The 21,328-nt window shown below is 67.1% G+C and carries 26 protein-coding genes; 14 read left to right on the forward strand and 12 right to left on the reverse strand.

The window, feature by feature from the left end:
- The 4 genes from DBR10_RS13750 to DBR10_RS13765 form a co-directional block, all read right to left on the reverse strand.
- Positions 1 to 1,016 (reverse strand): 3-deoxy-D-manno-octulosonic acid transferase (locus DBR10_RS13750; protein ID WP_233243414.1); only part of this gene is annotated, 1,016 nt, incomplete at its 3' end.
- Positions 1,013 to 1,993, reverse strand: coding sequence for a cation diffusion facilitator family transporter (locus tag DBR10_RS13755; protein WP_108490578.1), 981 nt, complete (start codon positions 1,991 to 1,993; stop codon positions 1,013 to 1,015). The genes DBR10_RS13750 and DBR10_RS13755, both read right to left, overlap by 4 nt.
- Positions 1,994 to 2,023: 30 nt before the next feature.
- Positions 2,024 to 2,746, reverse strand: a complete 723-nt coding sequence (locus DBR10_RS13760) for a lysophospholipid acyltransferase family protein (RefSeq protein ID WP_108505949.1) — start codon at positions 2,744 to 2,746, stop codon at positions 2,024 to 2,026.
- Positions 2,743 to 4,521, reverse strand: coding sequence for an ABC transporter ATP-binding protein (locus tag DBR10_RS13765; protein ID WP_108556430.1), 1,779 nt, complete (start codon positions 4,519 to 4,521; stop codon positions 2,743 to 2,745). The genes DBR10_RS13760 and DBR10_RS13765 overlap by 4 nt, the downstream gene beginning before the upstream one ends.
- Before the next feature lie 129 nt (positions 4,522 to 4,650).
- On the opposite strand from DBR10_RS13765, the gene DBR10_RS13770 reads away from it, so the two are divergent.
- Positions 4,651 to 5,316, forward strand: a complete 666-nt coding sequence (locus DBR10_RS13770) for a fused DSP-PTPase phosphatase/NAD kinase-like protein (RefSeq protein WP_108490619.1) — start codon at positions 4,651 to 4,653, stop codon at positions 5,314 to 5,316.
- 3 nt (positions 5,317 to 5,319) lie between these two features.
- On the opposite strand, the gene DBR10_RS13775 is transcribed toward DBR10_RS13770, so the two are convergent.
- From DBR10_RS13775 to dapE, 3 genes are read right to left on the reverse strand one after another with little or no spacing between them, the layout of a single operon-like run.
- Positions 5,320 to 6,240, reverse strand: a complete 921-nt coding sequence (locus tag DBR10_RS13775) for a glutaminase (RefSeq protein ID WP_108556431.1) — start codon at positions 6,238 to 6,240, stop codon at positions 5,320 to 5,322.
- A 2-nt stretch (positions 6,241 to 6,242) separates the two neighbouring features.
- On the reverse strand, positions 6,243 to 6,683 hold the full coding sequence (locus DBR10_RS13780; protein ID WP_108490606.1) for an EamA family transporter: 441 nt from the start codon (positions 6,681 to 6,683) through the stop codon (positions 6,243 to 6,245).
- Complete coding sequence (gene dapE, locus DBR10_RS13785) at positions 6,683 to 7,843, reverse strand: succinyl-diaminopimelate desuccinylase (RefSeq protein WP_108504528.1); 1,161 nt, start codon at positions 7,841 to 7,843, stop codon at positions 6,683 to 6,685. The genes DBR10_RS13780 and dapE overlap by 1 nt, the downstream gene beginning before the upstream one ends.
- Before the next feature lie 64 nt (positions 7,844 to 7,907).
- Here dapE and DBR10_RS13790 point away from each other — a divergent pair, with 64 nt between their 5' ends.
- Positions 7,908 to 8,387, forward strand: a complete 480-nt coding sequence (locus tag DBR10_RS13790; RefSeq protein WP_108556432.1) for a cupin domain-containing protein — start codon at positions 7,908 to 7,910, stop codon at positions 8,385 to 8,387.
- Between the two features lie 6 nt (positions 8,388 to 8,393).
- Here the strand turns inward: DBR10_RS13790 and DBR10_RS13795 are convergent, their stop codons facing one another.
- Positions 8,394 to 9,869: a M20 family peptidase gene (locus tag DBR10_RS13795; RefSeq protein WP_108504527.1), complete on the reverse strand. Its 1,476-nt coding sequence runs from the start codon at positions 9,867 to 9,869 to the stop codon at positions 8,394 to 8,396.
- 217 nt (positions 9,870 to 10,086) lie between these two features.
- On the opposite strand from DBR10_RS13795, the gene DBR10_RS13800 reads away from it, so the two are divergent.
- Positions 10,087 to 11,019 (forward strand): CPBP family intramembrane glutamic endopeptidase, encoded by a 933-nt coding sequence (locus DBR10_RS13800; protein ID WP_108504526.1) that lies wholly within the window; start codon positions 10,087 to 10,089, stop codon positions 11,017 to 11,019.
- Between the two features lie 53 nt (positions 11,020 to 11,072).
- On the opposite strand, the gene DBR10_RS13805 is transcribed toward DBR10_RS13800, so the two are convergent.
- The 3 genes from DBR10_RS13805 to DBR10_RS13820 all read right to left on the reverse strand — a co-directional run bounded on the left by DBR10_RS13805 (position 11,073) and on the right by DBR10_RS13820 (position 13,979).
- The gene (locus tag DBR10_RS13805) at positions 11,073 to 11,513 is read right to left on the reverse strand and encodes a GNAT family N-acetyltransferase (RefSeq protein WP_108487965.1); all 441 of its coding nucleotides are present in this window, start codon (positions 11,511 to 11,513) and stop codon (positions 11,073 to 11,075) included.
- Between the two features lie 419 nt (positions 11,514 to 11,932).
- On the reverse strand, positions 11,933 to 12,460 hold the full coding sequence (locus DBR10_RS13815; RefSeq protein ID WP_108504530.1) for a hypothetical protein: 528 nt from the start codon (positions 12,458 to 12,460) through the stop codon (positions 11,933 to 11,935).
- A gap of 79 nt (positions 12,461 to 12,539) precedes the next feature.
- Positions 12,540 to 13,979, reverse strand: coding sequence for an aldehyde dehydrogenase family protein (locus DBR10_RS13820; protein WP_108504524.1), 1,440 nt, complete (start codon positions 13,977 to 13,979; stop codon positions 12,540 to 12,542).
- 163 nt (positions 13,980 to 14,142) lie between these two features.
- Between DBR10_RS13820 and DBR10_RS13825 the strand changes: the two genes are divergently transcribed.
- Positions 14,143 to 14,613 (forward strand): hypothetical protein, encoded by a 471-nt coding sequence (locus DBR10_RS13825; protein ID WP_108504523.1) that lies wholly within the window; start codon positions 14,143 to 14,145, stop codon positions 14,611 to 14,613.
- Between the two features lie 10 nt (positions 14,614 to 14,623).
- On the opposite strand, the gene DBR10_RS13830 is transcribed toward DBR10_RS13825, so the two are convergent.
- Entirely contained in the window at positions 14,624 to 15,094 is a 471-nt protein-coding gene (locus tag DBR10_RS13830; RefSeq protein ID WP_108504522.1) for an NUDIX domain-containing protein, read from the reverse strand.
- 20 nt (positions 15,095 to 15,114) lie between these two features.
- On the opposite strand from DBR10_RS13830, the gene DBR10_RS19125 reads away from it, so the two are divergent.
- The 10 genes from DBR10_RS19125 to DBR10_RS13880 all read left to right on the forward strand — a co-directional run bounded on the left by DBR10_RS19125 (position 15,115) and on the right by DBR10_RS13880 (position 21,298).
- Positions 15,115 to 15,267: a hypothetical protein gene (locus DBR10_RS19125; protein WP_158272197.1), complete on the forward strand. Its 153-nt coding sequence runs from the start codon at positions 15,115 to 15,117 to the stop codon at positions 15,265 to 15,267.
- Positions 15,268 to 15,271: 4 nt separating this feature from the next.
- A complete protein-coding gene (locus DBR10_RS13835; RefSeq protein WP_108504521.1) occupies positions 15,272 to 16,024 on the forward strand; it encodes an SDR family oxidoreductase in 753 nt (250 codons plus the stop codon).
- Positions 16,025 to 16,056: 32 nt separating this feature from the next.
- The gene (gene folB, locus DBR10_RS13840) at positions 16,057 to 16,467 is read left to right on the forward strand and encodes a dihydroneopterin aldolase (RefSeq protein WP_199223490.1); all 411 of its coding nucleotides are present in this window, start codon (positions 16,057 to 16,059) and stop codon (positions 16,465 to 16,467) included.
- A gap of 1 nt (position 16,468) precedes the next feature.
- Positions 16,469 to 17,017: a hypothetical protein gene (locus tag DBR10_RS13845; RefSeq protein ID WP_108504520.1), complete on the forward strand. Its 549-nt coding sequence runs from the start codon at positions 16,469 to 16,471 to the stop codon at positions 17,015 to 17,017.
- Between the two features lie 103 nt (positions 17,018 to 17,120).
- A complete protein-coding gene (locus tag DBR10_RS13850) occupies positions 17,121 to 17,498 on the forward strand; it encodes a DUF4870 family protein (RefSeq protein ID WP_108490021.1) in 378 nt (125 codons plus the stop codon).
- Positions 17,499 to 17,500: 2 nt separating this feature from the next.
- A complete protein-coding gene (locus DBR10_RS13855) occupies positions 17,501 to 17,908 on the forward strand; it encodes a DUF4870 family protein (RefSeq protein WP_218278539.1) in 408 nt (135 codons plus the stop codon).
- A 139-nt stretch (positions 17,909 to 18,047) separates the two neighbouring features.
- Positions 18,048 to 19,298 carry a tetratricopeptide repeat protein gene (locus DBR10_RS20105; RefSeq protein WP_233243410.1) on the forward strand — a complete coding sequence of 417 codons (1,251 nt, stop codon included), beginning with the start codon at positions 18,048 to 18,050 and terminating at the stop codon, positions 19,296 to 19,298.
- A gap of 100 nt (positions 19,299 to 19,398) precedes the next feature.
- Positions 19,399 to 20,178 carry a retropepsin-like aspartic protease family protein gene (locus DBR10_RS13870; protein WP_108504519.1) on the forward strand — a complete coding sequence of 260 codons (780 nt, stop codon included), beginning with the start codon at positions 19,399 to 19,401 and terminating at the stop codon, positions 20,176 to 20,178.
- Positions 20,178 to 20,621: a hypothetical protein gene (locus tag DBR10_RS13875; RefSeq protein WP_108490384.1), complete on the forward strand. Its 444-nt coding sequence runs from the start codon at positions 20,178 to 20,180 to the stop codon at positions 20,619 to 20,621. Before DBR10_RS13870 ends, DBR10_RS13875 begins: the two co-directional genes overlap by 1 nt.
- Entirely contained in the window at positions 20,618 to 21,298 is a 681-nt protein-coding gene (locus tag DBR10_RS13880) for an HTTM domain-containing protein (protein WP_108504518.1), read from the forward strand. Before DBR10_RS13875 ends, DBR10_RS13880 begins: the two co-directional genes overlap by 4 nt.
- Positions 21,299 to 21,328: the final 30 nt, after the last annotated feature.

Genomic DNA, 21,328 nt, shown 5'->3' on the forward strand with positions numbered 1-21,328 from the left:
GGCTCGAGCGGATTGTGGCCGCCGATCCCGGGAACCAGGCTGCCGGCCACGATCGCCAGGTCGGCCAGCCGGAACCACAGGCCCAACTCGCCCAGCGTATCGGCCACCAGCACCTCGGCAGCGAGAGCCTCCGGCTCTGCACTGCGCAACGAGACCGAAAGCCCCCGCGTGCGGGCCAGTTCTGCGATTGAAGGGCCGCGCTCGACATGGCGCGGTACGATGACCAGTCGCGGCCTGACCTCCACCGGCAGGGCCGTAAGGGCCTCCAGTATCAGCGCGTCCTCGCCGGGATGGGTGCTGGCGGCCAGCAGCAGTCGATGTCCGGCCAGGGCCTGCTGCAGAGAGGCCAGACCGGCGGGATCGGCCGGAAGCGGCGCCGCCCCGAACTTGAGATCCGCCTCTCCGGCGACGGTCCCGCCGAGGGCCGAGAACCGCCCGGCGGCCCGGGCGTCCTGGGCCAGGATCAGGTCAAAGCCGGCAAAGAGCCGGGCGGCAGCGAACGGGCGCATGCGCCAGCCTTCAAAGCTCCTGTCCGACAGCTTGGCCGAGACCAGGGCCAGCCGGGTGCCCGCCGCCTGGGCCTCGAGCAGCAGGTTTGGCCAAAGCTCGCTCTCGACGAACACTGCCAGATCCGGTCGCCAGTGCGCGATGAACCGGCGGGCCCCGCCCGGCGTGTCGAGCGGTACATACTGGTGAAATGCCCCGTCCGGCAGGCGCCGGGCCAGCAGGGTGGCGGACGTCACGGTTCCGGACGTGACCAGAACTGAAACCTCCGGCCGCTCGCCCCTCAGCCGCTCGACCAGGGGCAGGATGGACAGGCTCTCGCCCACACTGGCCCCGTGCAGCCAGACGAGTTTTCCGTCCGGCCGCGGCCGGCGCGGCCGCCCGAGGCGTTCGTTCAGGCGCGTGGCGTCCTCCTTGCCCCGCCGGGCCCGCCTCTGCAGCACCAGGGGCGCGACAGGCTCCAGGACCGCCGTGGCCAGCCGGTAGAGCATCAGGGACAGAGGCAGGCTCACACCACGTCCGCAGGAGCGAGCCGGCAGGCGTGGCCGCCGCCCTGTTCAACCTGGACCGTGGCGTGGCCGATCCTGAAGCGGCTGGCCAGTTCCGCGCAGGTCTCATGCAGGAAGCGGTCATGATCGGTCGCGCCTGGCCGGACCACATGGGCCGTCAGGGCCGTCTCGGTCGTGCTCATCGCCCAGATATGCAGGTCATGGACCTCGGTAACGCCCGGCTGCCGGGCCAGCCAGTCGCGGACCTTGGCCGCGTCGATGCCCCGGGGCACCGCGTCCAGGGCCATGTCCAGCGAGTCTCGCAGCAGGCCCCAGGTTCCCAGCACGATCACAGCGACGATCAGCAGGCTGGTCAGCGAGTCCAGCCACAGCCAGCCGGTCAGCATCATGCCGAAGGCCGCCACCACGACCCCGGCCGAAACCGCGGCATCCGACGCCATGTGCAGAAAGGCCCCCCGCGCATTGAGGTCTTCCTTGGAGCCGCGCATGAACATCAGGGCGGTGGCGGTGTTGATCACGATCCCGATGGCGGCGACGATCATCACCGGGCCGCTCTGCACCTCGGCCGGCTGGGCCAGACGGCGCACGGCTTCCCAGGCGATCGCGCCAGTGGCCAGAAGCAGCAGGGCGGCATTGCCCAGCGAGGCCAGGATGGTGCCCTTGCGCAGGCCGTAGGTGCGCCGGCCGCTCGGGGCGCGCTTGGCCAGGGTGGCCGCACCCCAGGCGAGGATCAGGCCCAGGACATCGGACAGATTGTGGCCGGCGTCGGCCATCAGGGCCAGCGAGTGGGTCAGGAATCCGGCCCCGAACTCGACGAGGACAAAGCCCAGGTTCAGGGCCGTACCGACGGCAAAGGCCCGACCGAAGTCCTTGGGGACGTGATGGTGGTGGCCGTGATGACCATGGCCATGGTCATGATCGTGGTGATCATGGTCATGGTCATGGTGCTCGTGCGCGTGTCCGGAGTGATCGTGCGGCATGGCCCTTCATCCCACCATGGACGGGCCGGATCAATGGCGGACGGGCGCGCCGTCCATTTCGCCGACGAGCACTTCAGCCCGGCGCGACACCGCTGAAAGCCGCGCTTCCCAATCGGACGCCAAGACGTCGGGATCGTCGGCGCGACCGGCCCGGACCGGTCCGTCCCAGACCATGGCAGCGCGGGCGAAGGGCAGCGGGATGATCGTGCGATCCCAGGTGCCCAGCCGGATGCAGGGCTGCATGGCGACGCCGACGAACAGCACCGGCGCGCCGCTGACCCTGGCCAGGGCCACCGCCCCCTTCTGCAGGACCTCGACCGGCCCGCGCGGTCCGTCCGGCGTAATGGCCATGGCCCCGCCGTCCTTGACCCACTTGACCATGTCGCGGAAGGCCTGCTCGCCACCCTTGTTCTTGGCGGTGTCCGTCTTCTTCAGGGACGAGCCGCGAATGGACGGCAGGCCGAGGCGGGCGATGACCCGGGCAATGAACTCGCCGTCGCGCGACTGGCTGACCAGCACCCGGATTTCCGGCTTGTCGGCTCCTTGCGGCCAGGTGGCCGGCCCGACCGGCACGCGGCTGTGCCAGAGCGCCAGGATCGCGCCCTCCCCGCTGGCCAGGCTTTTTGCCCAGACGCCCTGCGCAAGGTCCTGGCCTTCACGGGTCCAGCGCAATGTGCGGTAGGTCAGGGCCAGATAGCCCGACATCAGCCGGACCAGAATCCGCATCACCAGGGGCGAGCGCAGGGGCTTCATGCGGCGTCCTCCGGCAGGGTGTCGAGATCCTGAGCCCTGGCGAGGCGGGCATAGAGCCCCTGGCCGCGCAGCAGTTCGGCATGGGTGCCGGTCTCGACCACCTGCCCCGTCTCGATGACATAGATCCGATCGGCACCCCGGACGGTCGACAGGCGGTGGGCGATCAGGATCGTCGTGCGGCCCGCCATCAGCCGTTCCAGCGCCGCCTGGACCTGGGCCTCGCTTTCGGTATCGAGGGCGCTGGTGGCCTCGTCCAGCAGCAGGATCGGCGCGTCCTTCAGGAAGGCCCGGGCAATGGCGATTCTCTGGCGCTGGCCGCCCGACAGCCTCGCGCCGGCCTCGCCGACCCGGGTGTCATAGCCGTCCGGTAGGGCGCTGATGAAGCCATGCGCCGCAGCCTGCTCGGCCGCAGCAAAGATCTCGGCCTCGGTCGCCTCGGGCCGGGCATAGGCAATGTTGGCGCGGATCGTGTCGTCGAACAGGAACGGCTCCTGGGTCACCAGGGCGATGCGCTCGCGCAGTGACGCCAGGGTCACCGATCGCACATCATGGCCGTCGATGCTGACCCGCCCTTCGGTCACGTCATAGAAGCGCGGGATCAGGTTGAGGATGGAGCTCTTGCCGCCGCCGGACGGGCCGACCAGGGCGATGGTCTCGCCGCGCCGCGCCGTCAGGGTCACATCGGTCAGCACCGGGGCATCGCCGCCATACGTGAAGCTGACCCCCTCGAGCGCGATGGTCGCCTCGCCAGGCGGCAGGGCCCGTCCGTCGGCCGGATCCAGGATCGCCGGGGCCACATCCAGGGCCTCGAACAGACGGCGGGCGGCCGTCAGCCCTTCGGCCATCACGGTCTGCAGATTGGCCACCTGGCGCAGCGACTGGGCCGCGGCCAGCAGGGCCGTCAGGAAGGCAAAGAAGGTGCCGGCCGTGATGTCGCCCGACAGGGCCCGCCAGCCGGCATAGACAAACACGGCAGCGGTGATCAGCGTCGTGAAGGTCTCGGTCGCCGGGGCGGCCATGGCCCGGGCATTGGAACCCTTGATCAGGTGGCGCTGGCGACGGTCGACCACCGCCGCGACCCGAGCCTGCTCGTGGGCCTCGCGGTTCTCCATCTTGACGATCTTGATGCCGTCCAGGCTTTCCATGATCGCGGTCGACAGGTTGGAGGTCTCGCCCATGGCCCCCTTGGCGGCCTTGCTGGTCTTCTTCGAGAACTGCCTCATGATCAGGCTGGCCACCGGCGCGATCAGCAGAACCCCTGCCGCCAGCAGCGGGTCGAGAACGAACATCGTCCCCAGGGCCCCGACCACGGTCAGGAACTCGCGGGTGTAGTTTACCACCCCGCTGGTCGCCGCTTCGCGGATCAGGCCCGCGTCATAGAGTACCGACGAGACATAGGAGCCGGAATGGGCCCCGCGCAGCCGGGCCAGATCCGATCTCACCAGATTGCCGAACAGCTGGACCTGCACATCGCCGACAATGCCGTTGCCGATCCGGTTGATGAAGGTGGCCTGCACCACCTGGAAGCCGCCGCGCGCCAGGGCGATCACGGCGATGGTCAATGGGATCGTGACCAGCGCGCCCGGCTTGGGATGGGTCACCAGGTCATCGACCGCCGGGCGGATGACATTGAACAGCCAGGTCGTCAGGCCGGCCACGGCGGCGGCGCTGATAACCGAAACGGTCAGGCCCTTCCAGCGGGGCTGCAGATAGTCGCGCCAGACCCGCAACGCGAGCGTGCGGCTGGTGGCAGGGGGCGCGGCGGTCTCAGTCATGGTGGAGGGGTCTGATGTCGGGGGCTGACTGTCAAGGACACCGGCGCATCAGTCCGCCGGGAAACGACGGGGTGTTTTGCAATACGGCGCGGTCCATCCTACTTAGGCGAGCTTTCAGAGGATCGCCACTTGGCCCAGTTCGACCTGACCACGCCGTGGGGGCGCTTCAAGACCTATCTCCACTATCTGTGGAACGACCATGCCTATCTGCGGCTGGGCTTTTCCAATGCGCACTGGGTCAGCCACGAGCTGGTCCGGGCCAACCAGCCCTGGCCGTTCCAGCTGGCCTGGTGGAAGAAGCGCGGCATCAAGACCATCGTCAATCTGCGCGGCGGCTTTGACGGCAGCTTCTATGCCCTTGAAAAGGACGCCTGCGAGCGCCTGGGTCTGACCCTGGTGGACTTCACCATCACCTCGCGCGAGGTCCCGATCCGCGAGCGGGTGCGCGGGGCCAAGGAACTGTTCGAGACCATCGAATATCCGGCCCTGATCCACTGCAAGTCCGGCGCGGACCGGGCCGGGATCATGAGCGTGCTCTATGCCCACTACCGCCTGGGCCTGCCGATCCGCGAGGCGATGAAGGAACTCAGCCTGCGCTACCTCCACATCAAGGAGGGCAATACCGGCGTGCTGGATTACGTGTTCGAGCAGTATCTCGAGCAGGGCGAGCCCAAGGGCGAGACCTTCAGCGAATGGGTCGAGAGCGACGCCTATGATCCGGTGGCGATGAAGAAAACCTTCCGGGCCGGCATGCTGGGCAAGGCGCTCACCGACAAGATCCTGCGTCGGGAATAGGCTTTAAAGCACCGAGCAGTTGGTCAGCTGGGCGAACGCTTCCAGCGCGGCGGCCCCGACCACCGAGGTGCCGAAGCGGTCCAGCTCCGGCGACCAGACGGTGACCACGGCCTTGCCCGGCACCACCGCGACGATCCCACCGCCGACTCCGCTCTTGGCGGGCAGGCCGACCCGGTAGGCGAAGCTGCCGACCGAGTCATAGATCCCGCAGGTCAGCAGCAGGGCGTTCAGCCGCCGGGTCAGGCGTTCGGGAAAGATGGTCTCCTCGACGATCGGCGAGAAGCCGCCGGCGGCCAGGGGCAGCATGGCCCGCGCAAGCTGGCGGCAGCTCATGGTCAGCGCGCACTGGCGGCAATAGGCGGCCACCACAGCCTCGGGATCGTGGCTGATCGTGCCCTTGCCACGCATCAGATTGGCGATGGCGCGGTTCTGGTGGGCGGTCGCCAGTTCGGAGGCGGCCACGGCCTCGTCGATGGTCACAGCCTCGCCGGCCAGGAAGCCTGCAAAGCCCCGGACGAGGGCCGCCGGATCCCGGACCGTGTCCAGCAACTGGTCGGTGATCGACAGCGCCCCGGCATTGATGAAGGGGTTGCGGGGCACTCCGCCCTCGGCTTCCAGCTGCGACAGGTAGTTGAAGGGCGTGCCCGAGGGCTCCTTACCGACCCGGGTCCAGACCTCGTCGCCGAAGCGGTTCAGGGCCAGGCCGAGGGCGAAGACCTTGGTGATGCTCTGGACCGAAAAGCCCTCGTCGGCATCACCGGTTACGAACTCTTCGCCGTCGAGCGTGCGCACGGCCATGCCGAACTTGTGGCCGGGAACCTCAGCCAGCTGCGGAATGTAATCCGCCGGACGCCCCTTGCCGAAGTGGGGCTTCACCAGCACGGCCACCTCAGCCAGCACCTGATCGATCGAGAAGTCGTCCATGGTCAGAGCCGCATCGCCACCAGCACCGCCCCGGCGGCAATCAGGGCCACGCCCAGCCAGTTGAGGGCCGACAGGCGTTCGCCCAGGAAGACAGCGGCAAACACCGCCACCAGCACCACGCTCAGCTTGTCGAGCGGAGCCACCCGGGCCGCATCCCCCAGCTTCAGGGCGCGGAAATAGCAAAGCCATGATGCGCCGGTCGCAAGGCCGGAAAGGACCAGGAACATCCAGGATCGTCGGGAGATCTCGCCCGGCGCGCGCCACTCACCCGCCAGGGTCAGGATCAGGCCGGCGAAGGCCAGGATCACGACGGTGCGGATAAAGGTCGCGAGATTGGAGCTGACGCCCTCGATCCCGACCTTGGCCAGGATGGCCGTCAGGGCGGCGAACAGGGCCGAGGCCAGGGCCCAGAACGTCCAGCTCGCCAGGGCCATGCGGGCCATCAGGCGAAGGCCGCGAAATAGCGCCGGATCAGGGCCTGATAGGCCACGGCCAGCTCGCGCACTTCCTGCACCGGCACCCGCTCGTCCACCTGGTGCATGGTTGATCCGACGAGGCCAAACTCCACCACCGGGCAGAGGCTGCGGATGAAGCGGGCGTCGCTGGTGCCCCCCGTCGTCGACAGCTCGGGTGCCCGGCCCGTCGCTTCTTCGACGGCGGCCACGATCACGTCGGTGAAGGGACCGGGCTCGGTCAGGAAGGCCTCGCCGCTGATCTTGCACAGCACTTCGGCCCTGCCGTCGAAACCGGCGGCGGCAGTGGCGCATTCGCCCTCGATCCAGGCCTGCAGGTCCTTGCCGCGATGGGCCGGATTGAAGCGGATATTGACCCGCGCCCGCGCCGCCGCCGGGATCACATTGGTGGCGGTGTTGCCCACGTCGATGGTGGTTACTTCCAGGTTCGACGGCTGGAAACCGGTATAGCCGTCATCCAGCACCCGGCCCTGCAGGCGGCTGAGGAGGTCGACCAGCACCGGGATCGGATTGGCGGCCCGATGCGGATAGGCCACATGGCCCTGCCGGCCCTCGACCGTGATCCAGGCATTGATGCTGCCGCGCCGGCCGATCTTGACCATGTCACCCAGCAGGCTTGCGCTGGTCGGTTCGCCGACGATGCAGTGGTCGATGGTCTCGCCTTCGGCGGCCAGGGCCTCGACCACCCTGACGGTGCCGTCCTCGGCCACGCCCTCCTCGTCGCCGGTGATCAGGAAGCTGATCGAGCCGGGGGTTTCAGGCAGGGCGGCGACGGCGGCGACGAAGGCGGCGATGGCGCTCTTCATGTCGACCGCGCCCCGGCCATAGAGCACGCCGTCCTGGATCTCGGCCTCGAACGGCCCCTGCGTCCAGGCCGCGTCGTCGCCGACCGGCACCACGTCGGTATGACCGGCGAAACACAGGTTGGGCCGGGCCGTTCCGCGCCGGGCATAGAGGTTCTCGATCTCGCCGAACCGCATCCGGCGGCAGTCAAAGCCCAGCGCCTCCAGCTGGCGCTGCAGGATGTCCATGGCTCCGGCGTCGGCCGGCGTCACGGACGGCCGGCGGATCAGGGCCTGGGCGAGATCGACGGGGTCGATGCTGACGGAAGCGGGCGCGGGGCTGGTCATGATGCTGGCTTTAAGCTTCCCTCCGGCCAGACGCAAACCACGCAAGCCTGTTCCAAGGTTGACCATGCCAAAGATCGACATCGACGCCGCGCCGACGCGTTTCGGCACGGCCTATCCGGCCCCGTTCGATGCGCCGTGTCAGGGGCGGCAGCGCTGGAAGCTGGGCGATGCGGCGGGGCTGACCCAGTTCGGCGTCAACCTGATGCGCCTGCCGCCCGGCCAGTGGACCAGCCAGCGCCACTGGCACACGGCCGAGGACGAGTTCACCTGGGTTCTGGAAGGCGAGGTCGTCTTGGTCGAAGATCAGCGCGAGACGATCCTGCGGGCCGGAGACTGTGCGGGCTTCAAGGCTGGGGTTGCTAACGGACATCACCTGCAGAACCGTTCCGACACGGTTGCGGTGCTGCTGGAGATCGGCTCGCGCCGCCCGGCCGAGGACGGTTGCGACTATCCCGACATCGACCTGGTCCTGCGCGAGGGCGAGGAGACCTACCGGCATCGCGACGGCACGCCCTACGCGGTCGAGGGCGGCCGCAAGCGCTGATAGGGCCTACTTCGCCGCCGCCGTCTCGATCAGGCGCTGATAGAACCGCACCATGCGTTCCACATTGGCCACGGTGATATGCTCGTCCGTGCCGTGGATAATCTTGGTGTCGTTGACCGACAGGCGCAGGGGCTGGAAGCGGTAGACGTCGGTCGCCACGGGCGCGAGGTAGCGACTATCGGTGCCGGCGGTGACCAGACCCGGCACCACCGGGGCCTGGCTCTCGGCGGCGGCCAGCCCCGCCAGGGTCTTCCAGGCGTCAGACTCGGTCGACGAGACGCGCGAGGGCTCGTCGGGGATCTTGGTCCAGGACAGCTCCACCGGCAGGTCGCCCACCGCAGCCTTGGCCTGGGCCATCACCTTGGCCGAGCTGTCGCCGGGCGCGATGCGATAGTTGATCCAGGCGGTGGCGTCCTGCGGCAGGACGTTCTCCTTGGGCGAGCCCTTCAGCATGGTGGGGGCGATGGTCGTATGCAGCATGGCCGCCCCGGCCGGGGTCTTGGCGGTGACCTTCACCAGCAGGGGCGAGAACAGCCAGGTATTGGCGGCGGCCATCTTGACGATCGGCGAGGCGTGCGGGGCCAGGGCCTTCAGCATGTCGGCCCCGGGGCCGCTGAATTTCATCGGGAACGGCTTGTCGGCAATGGCCAGAACAGCCCGCGACAGGGTCGCCACGCCGGTCTGGGGCGGCGGGGCCGAGCTGTGTCCGCCGACGGCCGGGGCCACGACCTTCAGGGTCGCATAGCCCTTTTCGGCGGTGCCGATGATGGCGGTGGGCTTGCCGGTGACGGGATGGTCCTCGACCACGACCATGCCCTCGTCGAGCACGAACTGGGCCTTGATGCCGCGCGCCTTCAGGAGATCGGCCGCCGCCCGCGCCCCGACGCCGCGCACCTCCTCGTCATGACCGCTGACGATGATGACCGTGCGAACCGGCTTGAAGCCGCTGGCCGCGACACTCTCCAGCGCCTCGAACAGGGTCACCAGCGAGCCCTTGTCATCGATGGAGCCCCGGCCCCAGACGGCCCCGTCTGCGACGACCCCGTCGAACGGCGGATGGGTCCAGGCCGCTTCGCTGCCGGGCGTGACCGGCACCACATCCTGGTGGGCCATCAGGACGACAGGCGCCAGATCCGGTCGCGATCCGGTCCAGGTGTAGACCAGGGTGTGGCCGGCGATCACCTCGCGGGTCATGGCCGCGTGGGCAGCGGGATAGGTCACCTGCAGCCAGGCGTGCAGCCTGTCCCATTCGGCGGGCTGGTCATCGGCCCGGTCCTGATGGCTGACGGTCTGGAAGCGCACGGCCTGGGCCAGATTGGCTGTGGCCTTGTTCACATCGACCGGACGGGCCGAGGCCAGAGTCACGCTGGCCGGGTCGACCACCGCCGGTGCCTTGAAGGTCGCCGTTCGCACCGCCACGACAGCGCCGACCGCCACCAGCAGCCCGCCGCCGGCCAGAGCCGCCTTGCCCAGAAACCCCATGACGCGTCCCCCCGCTTCCCTGTTTCGACAGACTTTGGGGCGCGGCGCGCGGAATGCCAATGGGGATCGTTATGCCCGCCGGTTTTGATCCGACGGTCACCCGCCGCCCGACAATGAAAAATGTTTAAGTACACACGGCCGTATTTTTGCCGCCTATACGCAAGCTGAGAATAATCATTACGGGGCGGTAAGGCGAGACTCTCGCCTGGATTTCATCATGACCAGAACAGAACTTTATGCGCCGCGCGCGCCCCGCCATCGGCGCACCTGGACCGCAGCCGCCATTCCCCTGATCCTGGTCTTCTTCATCGTCGGACAGTTGGTGACGATTTTCGGCCTGCTGAAGCCGATGGGCTTTCACCAGGCGGATCTGGCCACCCAGTGGCTGCCGCTGACCCTCCAGCTCCTGGGCTTCGGCTTTACAGCCTTGTTGCTGCTGGCCTGGGTCTGGCTCTTCGAGCGCCGTTCGCCGGCCACCCTGGGCCTGAACGACCGGTTCCTGCCGCGCTACGGCAAGGGCCTTCTGGTCGGAGCCGGCTTCCTGACGGCAACCATCGGCCTGATCTGGATCGCGGGGGGCTACCGGATTGAAGGCTTCGGCGTCTGGACCGCGCCCAGCCCGATGCTGTTCCTGCCCATCCTGGCCCTGTTCTTCGGCTTCATGATCCAGGGCGGGACGGAAGAGCTGCTGATGCGGGGCTGGCTGATGCAGCTGGTCGCCTCGCGCCACGGGCTGATCCTGGCCATCGTCATCAACTCCCTGCTGTTTGCCCTGATGCACGGCGGCAATATCAAGCCGTCGAAGGAACTGGCCCTGGCCATGGTCAACCTGCTGCTGTTCGCCGGCATGATCAGCCTCTACGCCATCAAGGAAGGCTCGCTGTGGGGCGTCTGCGCCTGGCATTCGGCCTGGAACACCCTGCTGGGCGTAGGCTTTGGCCTCGAGGTCAGCGGCGAGAAGGTCGCCGTACAGAGCCTGGTCGTCGACCTGGCCCCGGTGGCCGGTGCGCCCTGGTGGCTGACCGGCGGCGCCTTCGGCCCCGAGGCCAGCGTCGCGGCGACGGCCGTGCTGCTGGCGGGGATGATCTATCTGCTGGCCACCGGCGCGTTAAAGGACCGGACCGGGTATTCGGCACCGCTGGCGGAGTAGGGATAGCTTTGATCCTCCCCCTAGAGGGGGAGGATTTCAACGGCGCAGCGTTATCAGCGCCGCCAGTGATAGGTCACGTCCGGCATTTTCTCTTCGTTGCGGGCCCCGTCGGTAAGCTCCTCGATCCCGAAGCCGTGCCGCTCGTAGAACGCCCGCGCTCGCACATTCGACTGGAAGGTGTAGAGCCGCAGCTCTTGCTGCTGGTCCTGCGCGAGCCGCACCAGCTCGCTCCCGATCCCCCGCCCCTGAAAGTCGGGGTCGACATACAGATGGTCGATCCAGCCGGGCAGCAGGGCGATATGGCCGCGCAGGGCATCGCCGTCGAACGCCCCCCAGACCGGGCCGTCGACCATCACCTTGTCGCGATAGAAGACGACATACTCCTCAGCCGTATGGAGCGATGTGTCGTAGCCCGGGATCAGGGCCCCTCCGCGTCGATGCAGGTCTGCAGCGGCGGGACTTTCATCAGGGCGGAGGCGTCGCAGGGTGGTCATCCGGCGAGGTTAGGCCGGTGTTGAGGACCAGACAATTCATGCTCGGTCAATCAACCCGCTCTTCCCGGCGAAGGCCGGGACCCAGATTCAGCCTGAGCTTATGGGGATGATGCGCCTTCTGACTGGGCCAGACGCACCAACCTCCCAGGGTTCGATCTGGGCCCCGGCTTTCGCCGGGGAGAGCGGGAATTTTATAGCTCGCGTCCTGCCGCCCCTTCGCGCCGAAGGGGGTCAGCCCTTCATCTCACGGCGAGACGATCGCCGGTCTGGACAGGTCACTCAAGGCCGACGCTCCGCGTCGCAGCGAAGCGGTCGGTCACAGACCGATGTCGGTGGACTGACCTGCCCAGACCGGCACGCTGCTGCCTCCAAGAGATGTAAGGCTGGGTCCGACCCTGGGAGCGGGTCGGATCACGACTTCAGAGCCATACGTCAGGCTTTACTCGAGCAATCACTTCTGAAACCTCGTGAATGAGGCCTCCACAAGCTTCAACAAAGGCATCATCTACATCCACAAGCGTGGAAATAGCAGATACGTCGCCTTCAAATTCATTCTCATCGTCTCGCGAGAACACCTTAAACGGCAACGCGTCCCTTCTAGCGAGAAGCTTTTTGTAGCTGCCGCCTTCACCGTGCTTCAAAGCGTTGATAGCAAGCTGATAATCGTGAAAGCGCCTCTCCAGATCGGCCTCGCCAACCGACCTAAGAAGCTTTCTCGCTTCTTCGAAGCCGCCGGATTTATCTAGACTGTCCTGCAACATCGCTTCGAACACTGAGAACATGCCGACTGCAAATATGGCCTTGGAAAGCCTGATCATCTGCAGATTTTTAACGTGTACAGTCGCTCCGTTCGTCTGAAGCGCCTCAATGGTTTCTGTCTCCGCTTCGTTCAGCGCGTTCAATGCCAACGATGCAGCACGATCGGCGAGCTCGGTAAATCGATGCACGTTTAGACCACCCACAGGAGCATGAAGGCGGAGCCTCCCGGCCCCGCCCTCTCCGTCTAAGTCAACAACAGCAGCAAACCTACTCCGCCGCCACCTTCGGCGCGTAGCCGAGGATCGCCTTGGTTTCGAGGAACTCGCCGAAGGCGTGGTCGCCCCATTCGCGGCCGTTGCCGCTCATCTTGTAGCCGCCGAACGGGGCCATCATGTCGGGCGCGGCACCGTTCAGGTTCACCTGGCCGGCGCGCAGTTGCGACGCCACCTTGCGGACCTCTTCGGGATTGTTGCCCGAGACATAGGCGGCCAGGCCGTATTCGGTGTCGTTGCCGACCTTCACGGCCTCGTCGATCGTGTCATAGCCGAGGATGGCGACGACCGGGCCGAAGATCTCTTCCTTGGCGATGGTCATGTCGTTGGTGACATTGGCGAAGACAGTCGGCTTGACATAGTAGCCCTTGTCCAGACCGTCCGGCAGGCCGACGCCGCCGCTGACCAGGGTTGCGCCCTCGTCGATGCCCTTCTGGATCAGGCCCTGGATCTTCTTCCACTGCACGTCCGAGACGACCGGACCCATCTTGGAATTGCCGTTGGGGTCACCGACGGTGTGGGCCTCGGCGGTCGCGCGGGCGATGGCGATGACCTCGTCCATCTTCTTGCCGGGGACGAGCATGCGGGTCGGGGCGTTGCACGACTGACCCGAGTTCATCATCACCGAAGCGACGCCGCCCGAGACGGCGCGCTGGAAGTCAGCATCTTCCAGGATGATGTTGGGGCTCTTGCCGCCCAGTTCCTGGTGCACGCGCTTCACGGTCGGGGCGGCGTTCTTGGCCACCTCGATGCCGGCCCGGGTCGAACCGGTGAACGACACCATGTCGACTTCCGGATGGCTGGACATGGCGGCACCGACTACGGGGCCGTCGCCGTTGACGAGGTTGAACACCCCGGCCGGAACGCCGGCGGCGTGGAGGACTTCAGTCCAGATATAGCCCGAGAACGGTGCGATTTCCGAAGGCTTCAGCACCATGGTGCAGCCGGTGGCGATGGCCGGAGCCACCTTGCAGGCGATCTGGTTGACCGGCCAGTTCCACGGCGTGATGAAGGCGCAGACGCCGATCGGCTCTTTCACGATCCGGGTGGTGCCGCGGTCTTCCTCGAACTTGTAGTCCTTGAGCACGGCAATAGCCGTCTGGACGTGGCCGATGCCCATGGCGGCCTGGGCGCGCTGGGCCAGCCAGGCCGGAGCCCCCATCTCTTCGGTGATGGCCTTAGCCATATCCTCGAAGCGCTTCATGTACTCGGCCACGATCCGCTCGAGGATGTCGATGCGCTCTTCGCGGCTGGTCTGGCTGAAGCTGGCAAAGGCCTTGCGGGCCGCTATGACGGCCTTGTCGACATCGGCGACGCCGCCCATCGAGATCACGCCGGCGACCTCTTCCGTGGCCGGATTGATCACGTCCAGCCGCTTGGCCTCGACCGGATCGACCCAGGCCCCATCGATATAGAACTTGGTGTAGTCGCGCATGTCGTGCTCCTGCCCTTTGTGGATTCGAGGTCCGCTCTCATGTGGGACGCGGCGGCCCTTCTTCAAACAACCATTTTAATGATCGGCGTTCAGGTGGGAAGCCCCTGCGTCGACAGGATAGGAGTTCCATGGTCGAATCTGTGGCCAGCTTGAGAGCAAGAGCATGCGCGACTCTCTGAGAACCCTTGGCGCGGGTTGCCTCCTCGCCGCCCTGGCCAGCACCACGACGGCCCTGGCGGCCGATAGCTTGTATTTCAAGCTGGACCGGAATCTGGAAACAGCGCGCCACAGGACCATGGGCTTTGTATTCCCACTGACCTGGTATCAGCCGGACCAGTTGGCAGAGGGCGCCGCAGAGTTGCAGTCGGGGCAGGTCTTCAACAAGTCGCCCGATAGGGTGGACGAATGCGAGGAGGTGGTCAGCATGCCGACCAACATGGCCAGCCACCACGCCGGCGTGATCTACGGCGGGGTGTGCACGATGACGATTGATGGCCGACGGCAACGCGCCGCAATCTGCCTTGACAACATGGTCGGCGATTCCGCCATCCGTTTGCTGCCGGCTACCGCTTCACCGGCCAACGACCGCCGGACGGCTGCCCTCCTGATGCTCGACGTCTGTTACGGGACCTGAAGCGGCTCCTTCACCACATCACGTCCGATTCAGCCCCCTCCAGCGCCTCGACGATCCGTTGCCGGGTGGCCGGGGTGATATCGTCGGGCAGGGCGTCCGGCGCGAACCAGCCGACGGCATGGATCTCGCCCTGCTCACTGGCGGCGCAGGGCTCCCAGGCCTCGATCCGGTAGACCAGCACATGGTCGCCGGGATGCCGGACCTCATTGCTGTGAAACGACAGCAGGCGCGGACGGCCCAGGACCCTGATCCCGGCCTCTTCCTGCATCTCACGCGCCAGGGCGGTTTCGGCCGTCTCGCCGCGTTCGACCCCGCCGCCGGGCATGTACCAGCCGGGCACATAGGTGTGCTGGATCAGCAAAACCCGTCCGTCAGGGTCGGTGACCAGCCCCCGCACGCCCAGGGTCAGGCCCCGGTTCAGCCTGAACCAGGCATAGACGAAGGGGCGGGTGAAGGGTTCGATGCGACGTCGCCAGAGCATGGCGGGAACTCTAGCGCGGCTTGACCTTGCGGTCAGTCCCCGAGGTCGCTAAAGCCCGGATTATCGACTGTCCTCCACCGGAGCCTTCGCCCATGCTCGCGATCCTGATCATCGCCGCCTTCCTCGGCGTCATTTTCGCCCTGAACCTCACCGAGTTCGGCCGCGTCGACTAAGACCATGACCGTTCGCGGCGCGGCCCTGGTTACTGGCGCAGCGCGGCGGATCGGGCAGACCCTGGCCATCGAGGCGGCCCGGGCCGGCTATGATGTGGCCGTGCACCATCGGGGTCCGCCGGAAGAGGCGGACGAGACCCTGGCGGCCATCACCGCGCTGGGGCGAAAGGCGGTTGCCCTTCGTGCTGACCTGACCAACGAAGGCGAGGTCGCCCAACTGGTCGGCCGGGCCTCGGCACTGGGTCCTGTGACCCTTCTGATCAACAGCGCCTCAAGCTTCCATGACGACCGCGTCGGGTCCCTGGATCGCGCGCTGTGGGACAATCACCTCGAGACCAACCTGCGTGCACCGCTGGTGCTGGCCGAGACCTTTGCGGCGGCCCTTCCACCCGAGATGGAAGGCCTGATCGTCAATCTGGTCGATCAGCGGGTCTGGCGGCCCAATCCGCAGTTCTTCAGCTATACGATCAGCAAGGCCGGCCTCTGGTGGGCCACCCAGACCCTGGCCCAGGCCCTGGCCCCGCGCATCCGGGTCAACGCCATCGGCCCGGGCCCGACCCTGCCCAACGTGCACCAGGCTCCCGGTGAGTTCGAGGCCGAGGCCGCCGGCACCCTGTTGCAGCGCCGCGCCACTCCGGACGACCTGGCCGCAGCCCTGCGCTATCTCATTGACGCAAGGGCCGTCACCGGCCAGATGATCGCCGTGGACGCCGGGCAGCATCTGGGCTGGCTGACGCCCGATATCGTCGCTCCCTGATCGCCGCCTCCCGCAAGAAAGGCGAACCCCTTATGGCCGCCTCGCCCCTCGCCGAAACCCGGCCAGCCGACACCGCACCGGTCGCGCGCATCATCGTGACCAAGGTCTTCGTGCGCGGCCTGAAGGTCGAGGCACAGATCGGCGTCTATGACCACGAGCACGGCCGCGCCCAGCCCCTGGTGGTCGATGTCGAGCTCGACTTCGCTGCCAGCCACTGCGAGCGGCTGGGCGATACGGTGAACTACGAAATGGTCGGCGAAGCCGCCCGGGCGATTGTCGCCGGCGGCCATATAGATCTGGTCGAGACCTTCGCCGAGCGCCTGGCCCTGGCCTGTTTCGACGACAGCCGCGTGACCCGCGCCCGGGTACGGGTGGAAAAGCCCCTGGCCCTGGCCCCGCATGCCGCGGCCGCCGGCGTGGAAATCACGGCCGTCCGGGCCTGAGATGATCTCGCACGCGGCCCGCCTGGCACCCTTTCAGCCCGAAACGGTCTGGATGCTGCGGGACGGAACCCTGGTCGAAACCTGCGGCCTGAAGGTGCGCGGCTTCGCGCTCAGCGACCTGACGCGGTTTCGCCTCGCCACAGCGCGCAACGGTGGCCGGCGCAGGGTTCTGCAGCTGAGTTTTGGCCGGGACAAAATCATCGTCACGGCCCAGAGTTATCTTCGCCCGGGCCGGTTTGAGGACCGGCTCGACAGCTTCTCGGCCTTTGCCCGCACCATCGCCCGCCAGGCGGCCGACACCGCCCCGGCGGCGCGCTTTTCCCTGGCCCGCATCGAAGCCCGGCCCGCGCTCACCGGGGCCATCGGCCTGCTCTCTGTCGGGACCCTGGCCGTCCTGGCCTCATCCCTCAGCGCCGGCATGGCCGGGGTCGGCATCGACCTCGCCGCCCGCATGGGCTTTGTGCTGATCCTGCTGACCGGGGCTCTGCCCTGGCTGACGAAGGGCGATGCCTTCGACCCTCGCGACCCTCCCCGCGACCTGCTGCCCTGAATCACGCATTCCGCGCCCCCTGACGAATTACACGACCTTCATTTGCATCGACTGTCGATCAGGAGGACGATCAGACATCAAGGTTCTTTGAAGGCAAACGCCCGTGTCCTCGTCCGAGACGTCCACCGATCCCGCTATCCCGCAGGCCCTGCAGGATGACAAAACCCTGCCCGGCGTCGTCTATGCGCTGAACATCGCCGGCCTGGTGACCGGCGGTCTGACCAGTGTCGTGGGTGTGGCCCTGGCCTATGTCAGCCGCAAGGGCGCGCCCGAGTGGCTGCAGAGCCACTACCTGTTCCAGATCCGCACCTTCTGGCTGTCGCTGCTGTTCGGCCTGATCGGCGGCCTGCTGTCCTTCGTCGGCGTCGGGGTGCTGGTCCTGCTCGCGCTCGGCGTCTGGATTGCCGTTCGCAGCATCATGGGCCTGTCCTGGCTGCTGAAGGGCCAGGCCTATCCCACCCCCAACAACTGGATGATCTGACCGTGACCGACGTTTCCGCCCCCGCCATCGAGCGCGCTGAAGAAGACAAGGTTCTCCCGGCCGTCGTCTATGGCCTGTACCTGCTGGGCTTCGCCAGCTGCGCGGCCACCACGGTGGTCGGCCTGATCGTGGCCTATGCCAATCGCGCCGCCGCCGGCCCGATCAACCAGAGCCACTATACGTTCGCCATCCGGAGCTTCTGGATGACGATCGGCTGGTTCCTGCTCGGCGGGCTGATGGCCGTGTTCGGCGGGGTGCTGTCGCTGATTCTGATCGGCATACCCTTCCTGTTTGCCGGTATCTTCATCATGGGGACCGTCGGCGTGTGGTTTGCCGTGCGCTGCGGCGTCGGAATCTACTATCTGGCCCAGGGCCTGCCGTATCCCCGTCCCATGACTTGGCTGATTTAGAGGCATCCGCCCACTCGCCCTGCCTTCCAGCGAACCTCCTGGCAAACCGGGTTCCCCTGCGAGTTGAGACACCTCGACGTTCTGCGCCGTCTCGGATGACGTGTCGGTTCTTGTGAATGAGCGTCTTGGGGGAGACGGCATGCTGGCTCGAATCGTCGGGATCGTCCTGGGGGGGATCCTCGCGACATCGGGGTACGTGGTTGCCGGATGGGGCCAGCTTTGGGGCTGGGCGGCTCATCTGGACCTCGGACCTTTCGAGCCCCATCGACCATTCGCAGGCGGGGCGGCGGCGGTGCTCGGGGGAGTTCTGATCGTCGCCGCCCTGGCCCCGTCTCGAGATGCCCGGCCCAGGCCGCGCAAGACCCCGGCTTTTCCGATCGGCAATGAGCCCCGGCTGGCCGGGGTGGGCCTGAGCGATCTGGATGCCCCAGCGACCGTTTCGCCGGCAGATCTGCGGTCGGACGCCGCCGCGCCCGCGCCGGAAATGCAGAGCCTGACCGTTTCTGAGCCACTCCCGGTCGAGGGCCTTCCTGTTGCCGAAACCACCGGGATCGAAGACCCGGTCCTGATGGAGGCGGAGGCTGCCCCCCTCGGCGTGATCTCGACCGATTCGGTGGCTGAGCCGGAACCGGTCATGGCCACGCCTGAACTCTACCCCGTGACGGCACACCTTGACGCGGGAACGGCCGACGCAACGCCGCCAGCCGCCGGCCCGGAAGCCCCCGCGACGGCTCCGGCGGCGATTCAGCCGGATCCGGAATGCAGCGAACCTTTGTCGGTCAATGCGGACGAGCCGGAGACCTTTGCCCAGCTCCGCGAGCGCATGGTGGCCCAGAGCCGCGGCGGCGACTGGCCGGAAACCGCTCGGCTCCTGATCGCCCTGAAGAGCTCGGCCAGAGGCCATTTTGAGAAGGCCACGGCCTATCGGGATCTGGGCGACTTTGCGCGCAGCCAGGGCCAGATGGACGACGCGGCCGAGGCCTATGAGACCGCTGTCTCTTACGCGCGCGATGCCTTCCGGGCCGCGCCTCACGACGATGCGGTTCTGGAACTTCTGGCCGGATCGCTCTCGGGGATCGGCGATGTCGCCGAGGTGGAGGGACGCCTCGACGCAGCGCTGGCAGCGTTCGAGGAAGCCCTGGCGCTCCGCCGGTCGCGCGGCGGTCGCGAAGCCCATGACCCGGCGGCACAAAGGGCCCTGTCGGTTTCCCTCGAGCGGCTGGCTGACCTGCGGGAGGATCGGGGTCACAGGATGCGGGCCCTGGACCTCTATCGGGAAAGCTATGACGTGGCCGCCCAGCTGGCGGCGGCCGATCCCGCGCGCTTTGGCCCGGACCTGGCCCAGACCCGACAGCGCCTCGCCGAACTGGAAGCCCGGGTCGGGGTCTAGGGACCGTTGACCGCAACGGGACTGGTTGACGCCGCGCGCCATCCCTTCCAGTTCTAGCGTTCCGCGATGTTTGCGGAGCGCACTGCCGGGGACGTTGCACATGTCGGAGGAGCAAAAGCCCTGGGGCCGCAATCCTGCTCCACCTCCAGAACAGCCCGCCGCCCCGGCACAGCCCGCCGCGCCCGCCTGGCTGGGTATGGCTGTCGTTGCGGCATTGGTCCTTTTCCTGCTCGCCCTGCACCACGCCAATCCCGATGCCCTGCGAACGCGCGATGACTGGTTCAGCCTGACCTACAGGCTGGGGCTGGTGGTCCTGATCTGTGCCGGCGGGTTTCGGGCCCTGCAGGGCCCTCTCAGCCAGCACCTGCGCCACGCTGCCGCCTGGCTGCTGATCATTGCGATCCTGGCCCTGGGCTATGCCTATCGGGACGCCTTTACGGACGCCGGACGACGCCTGCAGCTGGCCTTCAGTCGCGGCGATCCGGTTGCGACGGGCGAGCATCAGCTGGCCATACCGCGCGACGAAAGCGGTGCCTTTGTCGTCGTCGCCCGCGTCAATGGCCAGCCCGTCCGCTTCCTGGTGGACACCGGTGCGACCGATACAGTTCTCACCCCCGACGACGCCCGGCGTCTCGGCATTGACGTCGATGAGATGACCTTTGACCGGCAGGCTGAAACGGCCAACGGCCCGGGCTTTGGCGCGCCCTGGACCGCCGAACGGTTCGAGGTCGGCGGCATCCGCCTGAGAGACTTCCCGGTGACCGTCAACAAGACCCCGATGAGCGCATCACTGCTGGGCCTGAGCTTTCTGGACCGGCTGGAATCCTTTGAGGCCCGGCGGCAGACCCTGACCCTCAGATGGCGGGATGAGGCCGGCTGATGCCGAGACCCCTGACCCTGCTCCTGCCGGCGCTCATTCCGTCGTGGAACTTCTTCGACGTCATCGCCCCGTCGCCGCGTGTCCAGTACGGCCTGACCGCCACCGCCGAAACCGAACCGAAGGCCTGGCTCGAGTTCCGCCCCCGTCCCGAGCGCGTTTCCCTGCTGCAGATGGCGCAACGACTCCTGTGGAACCCCGAGCGCAACGAGAGCCTCTTCCTGACCAGCTGTGCCGAACGCCTGGTCCAGCAGCCGACACGGCACAGTGAGGACGAGATCTTCAAGCGGATCGCCGCCGACCTCGCGGCCGATCCGGACACGGCAGAAGGTCCACCCTGGCTCTGGTTCCGCCTGGTCTTTATCAGTCGTGACGGAGATGGCCTTAGTCAGGAGGTCCTGTTTGAAGCCCTCCCTCGCCGGCGCTCGGATATCGCCATCCGATGACCCTGGACGCCGCTTCCCGCCTGACCGAAATTCTGCTGGCCCTGGCCCTGATCCAGCAAAGTCTGGAGCACATGACTCGCTTTCGGGCGGAGCAGGTCCTGTTCTCGGTCCGGATTGGGCTCTGTGTTCTGGTGATCCTTGGTTTCGGTTCGCCCTGGCCCCTGGTGGGACTGGCCGGACTGTCCCTCGTCATCCTCGAACGCTTCCAGGGCCCCTATAACGGCGGCAGCGATCGCATGGGCCTGCTGGCCCTGTGGTGCCTGACCCTGTCGCAACTGATGCCGATCCCGGTAGGCAAGGAGCTGTTCCTGGCCTATCTCGGGGCCCAGCTGATGCTGTCCTACTTCATCTCGGGCTGGGTCAAGATCCTGAACCCGGACTGGCGGTCAGGGCGGGCCCTGGCCGAGGTTTTTCGCTTCTCGGCCTATCCGGTCAGCGAGGCGCTGCGCGGCTGGGCGAACCGGCCGCGCGTCCTTCTGGTGATGTCCTGGGCGGTAATGGGCTTTGAGCTGGCCTTTCCGCTGACGCTGCTCTCCCCCATCAGCCTGCTGGCCGGACTGGCCGTCGCCGCGACCTTTCACCTGGCCAATGCCTGCCTGTTTGGCCTGAACCGGTTCTTCTGGAGCTGGTTTGCCGTCTATCCGGCGATCATCTGGCTGCAGGGCCGGATCTTCTGACGAAAAAGGCCGCCCGGGATCGCTCCCGGG

Source organism: Caulobacter sp. HMWF025 (genome assembly GCF_003060965.1).
Classification (GTDB): Bacteria; Pseudomonadota; Alphaproteobacteria; order Caulobacterales; family Caulobacteraceae; genus Caulobacter.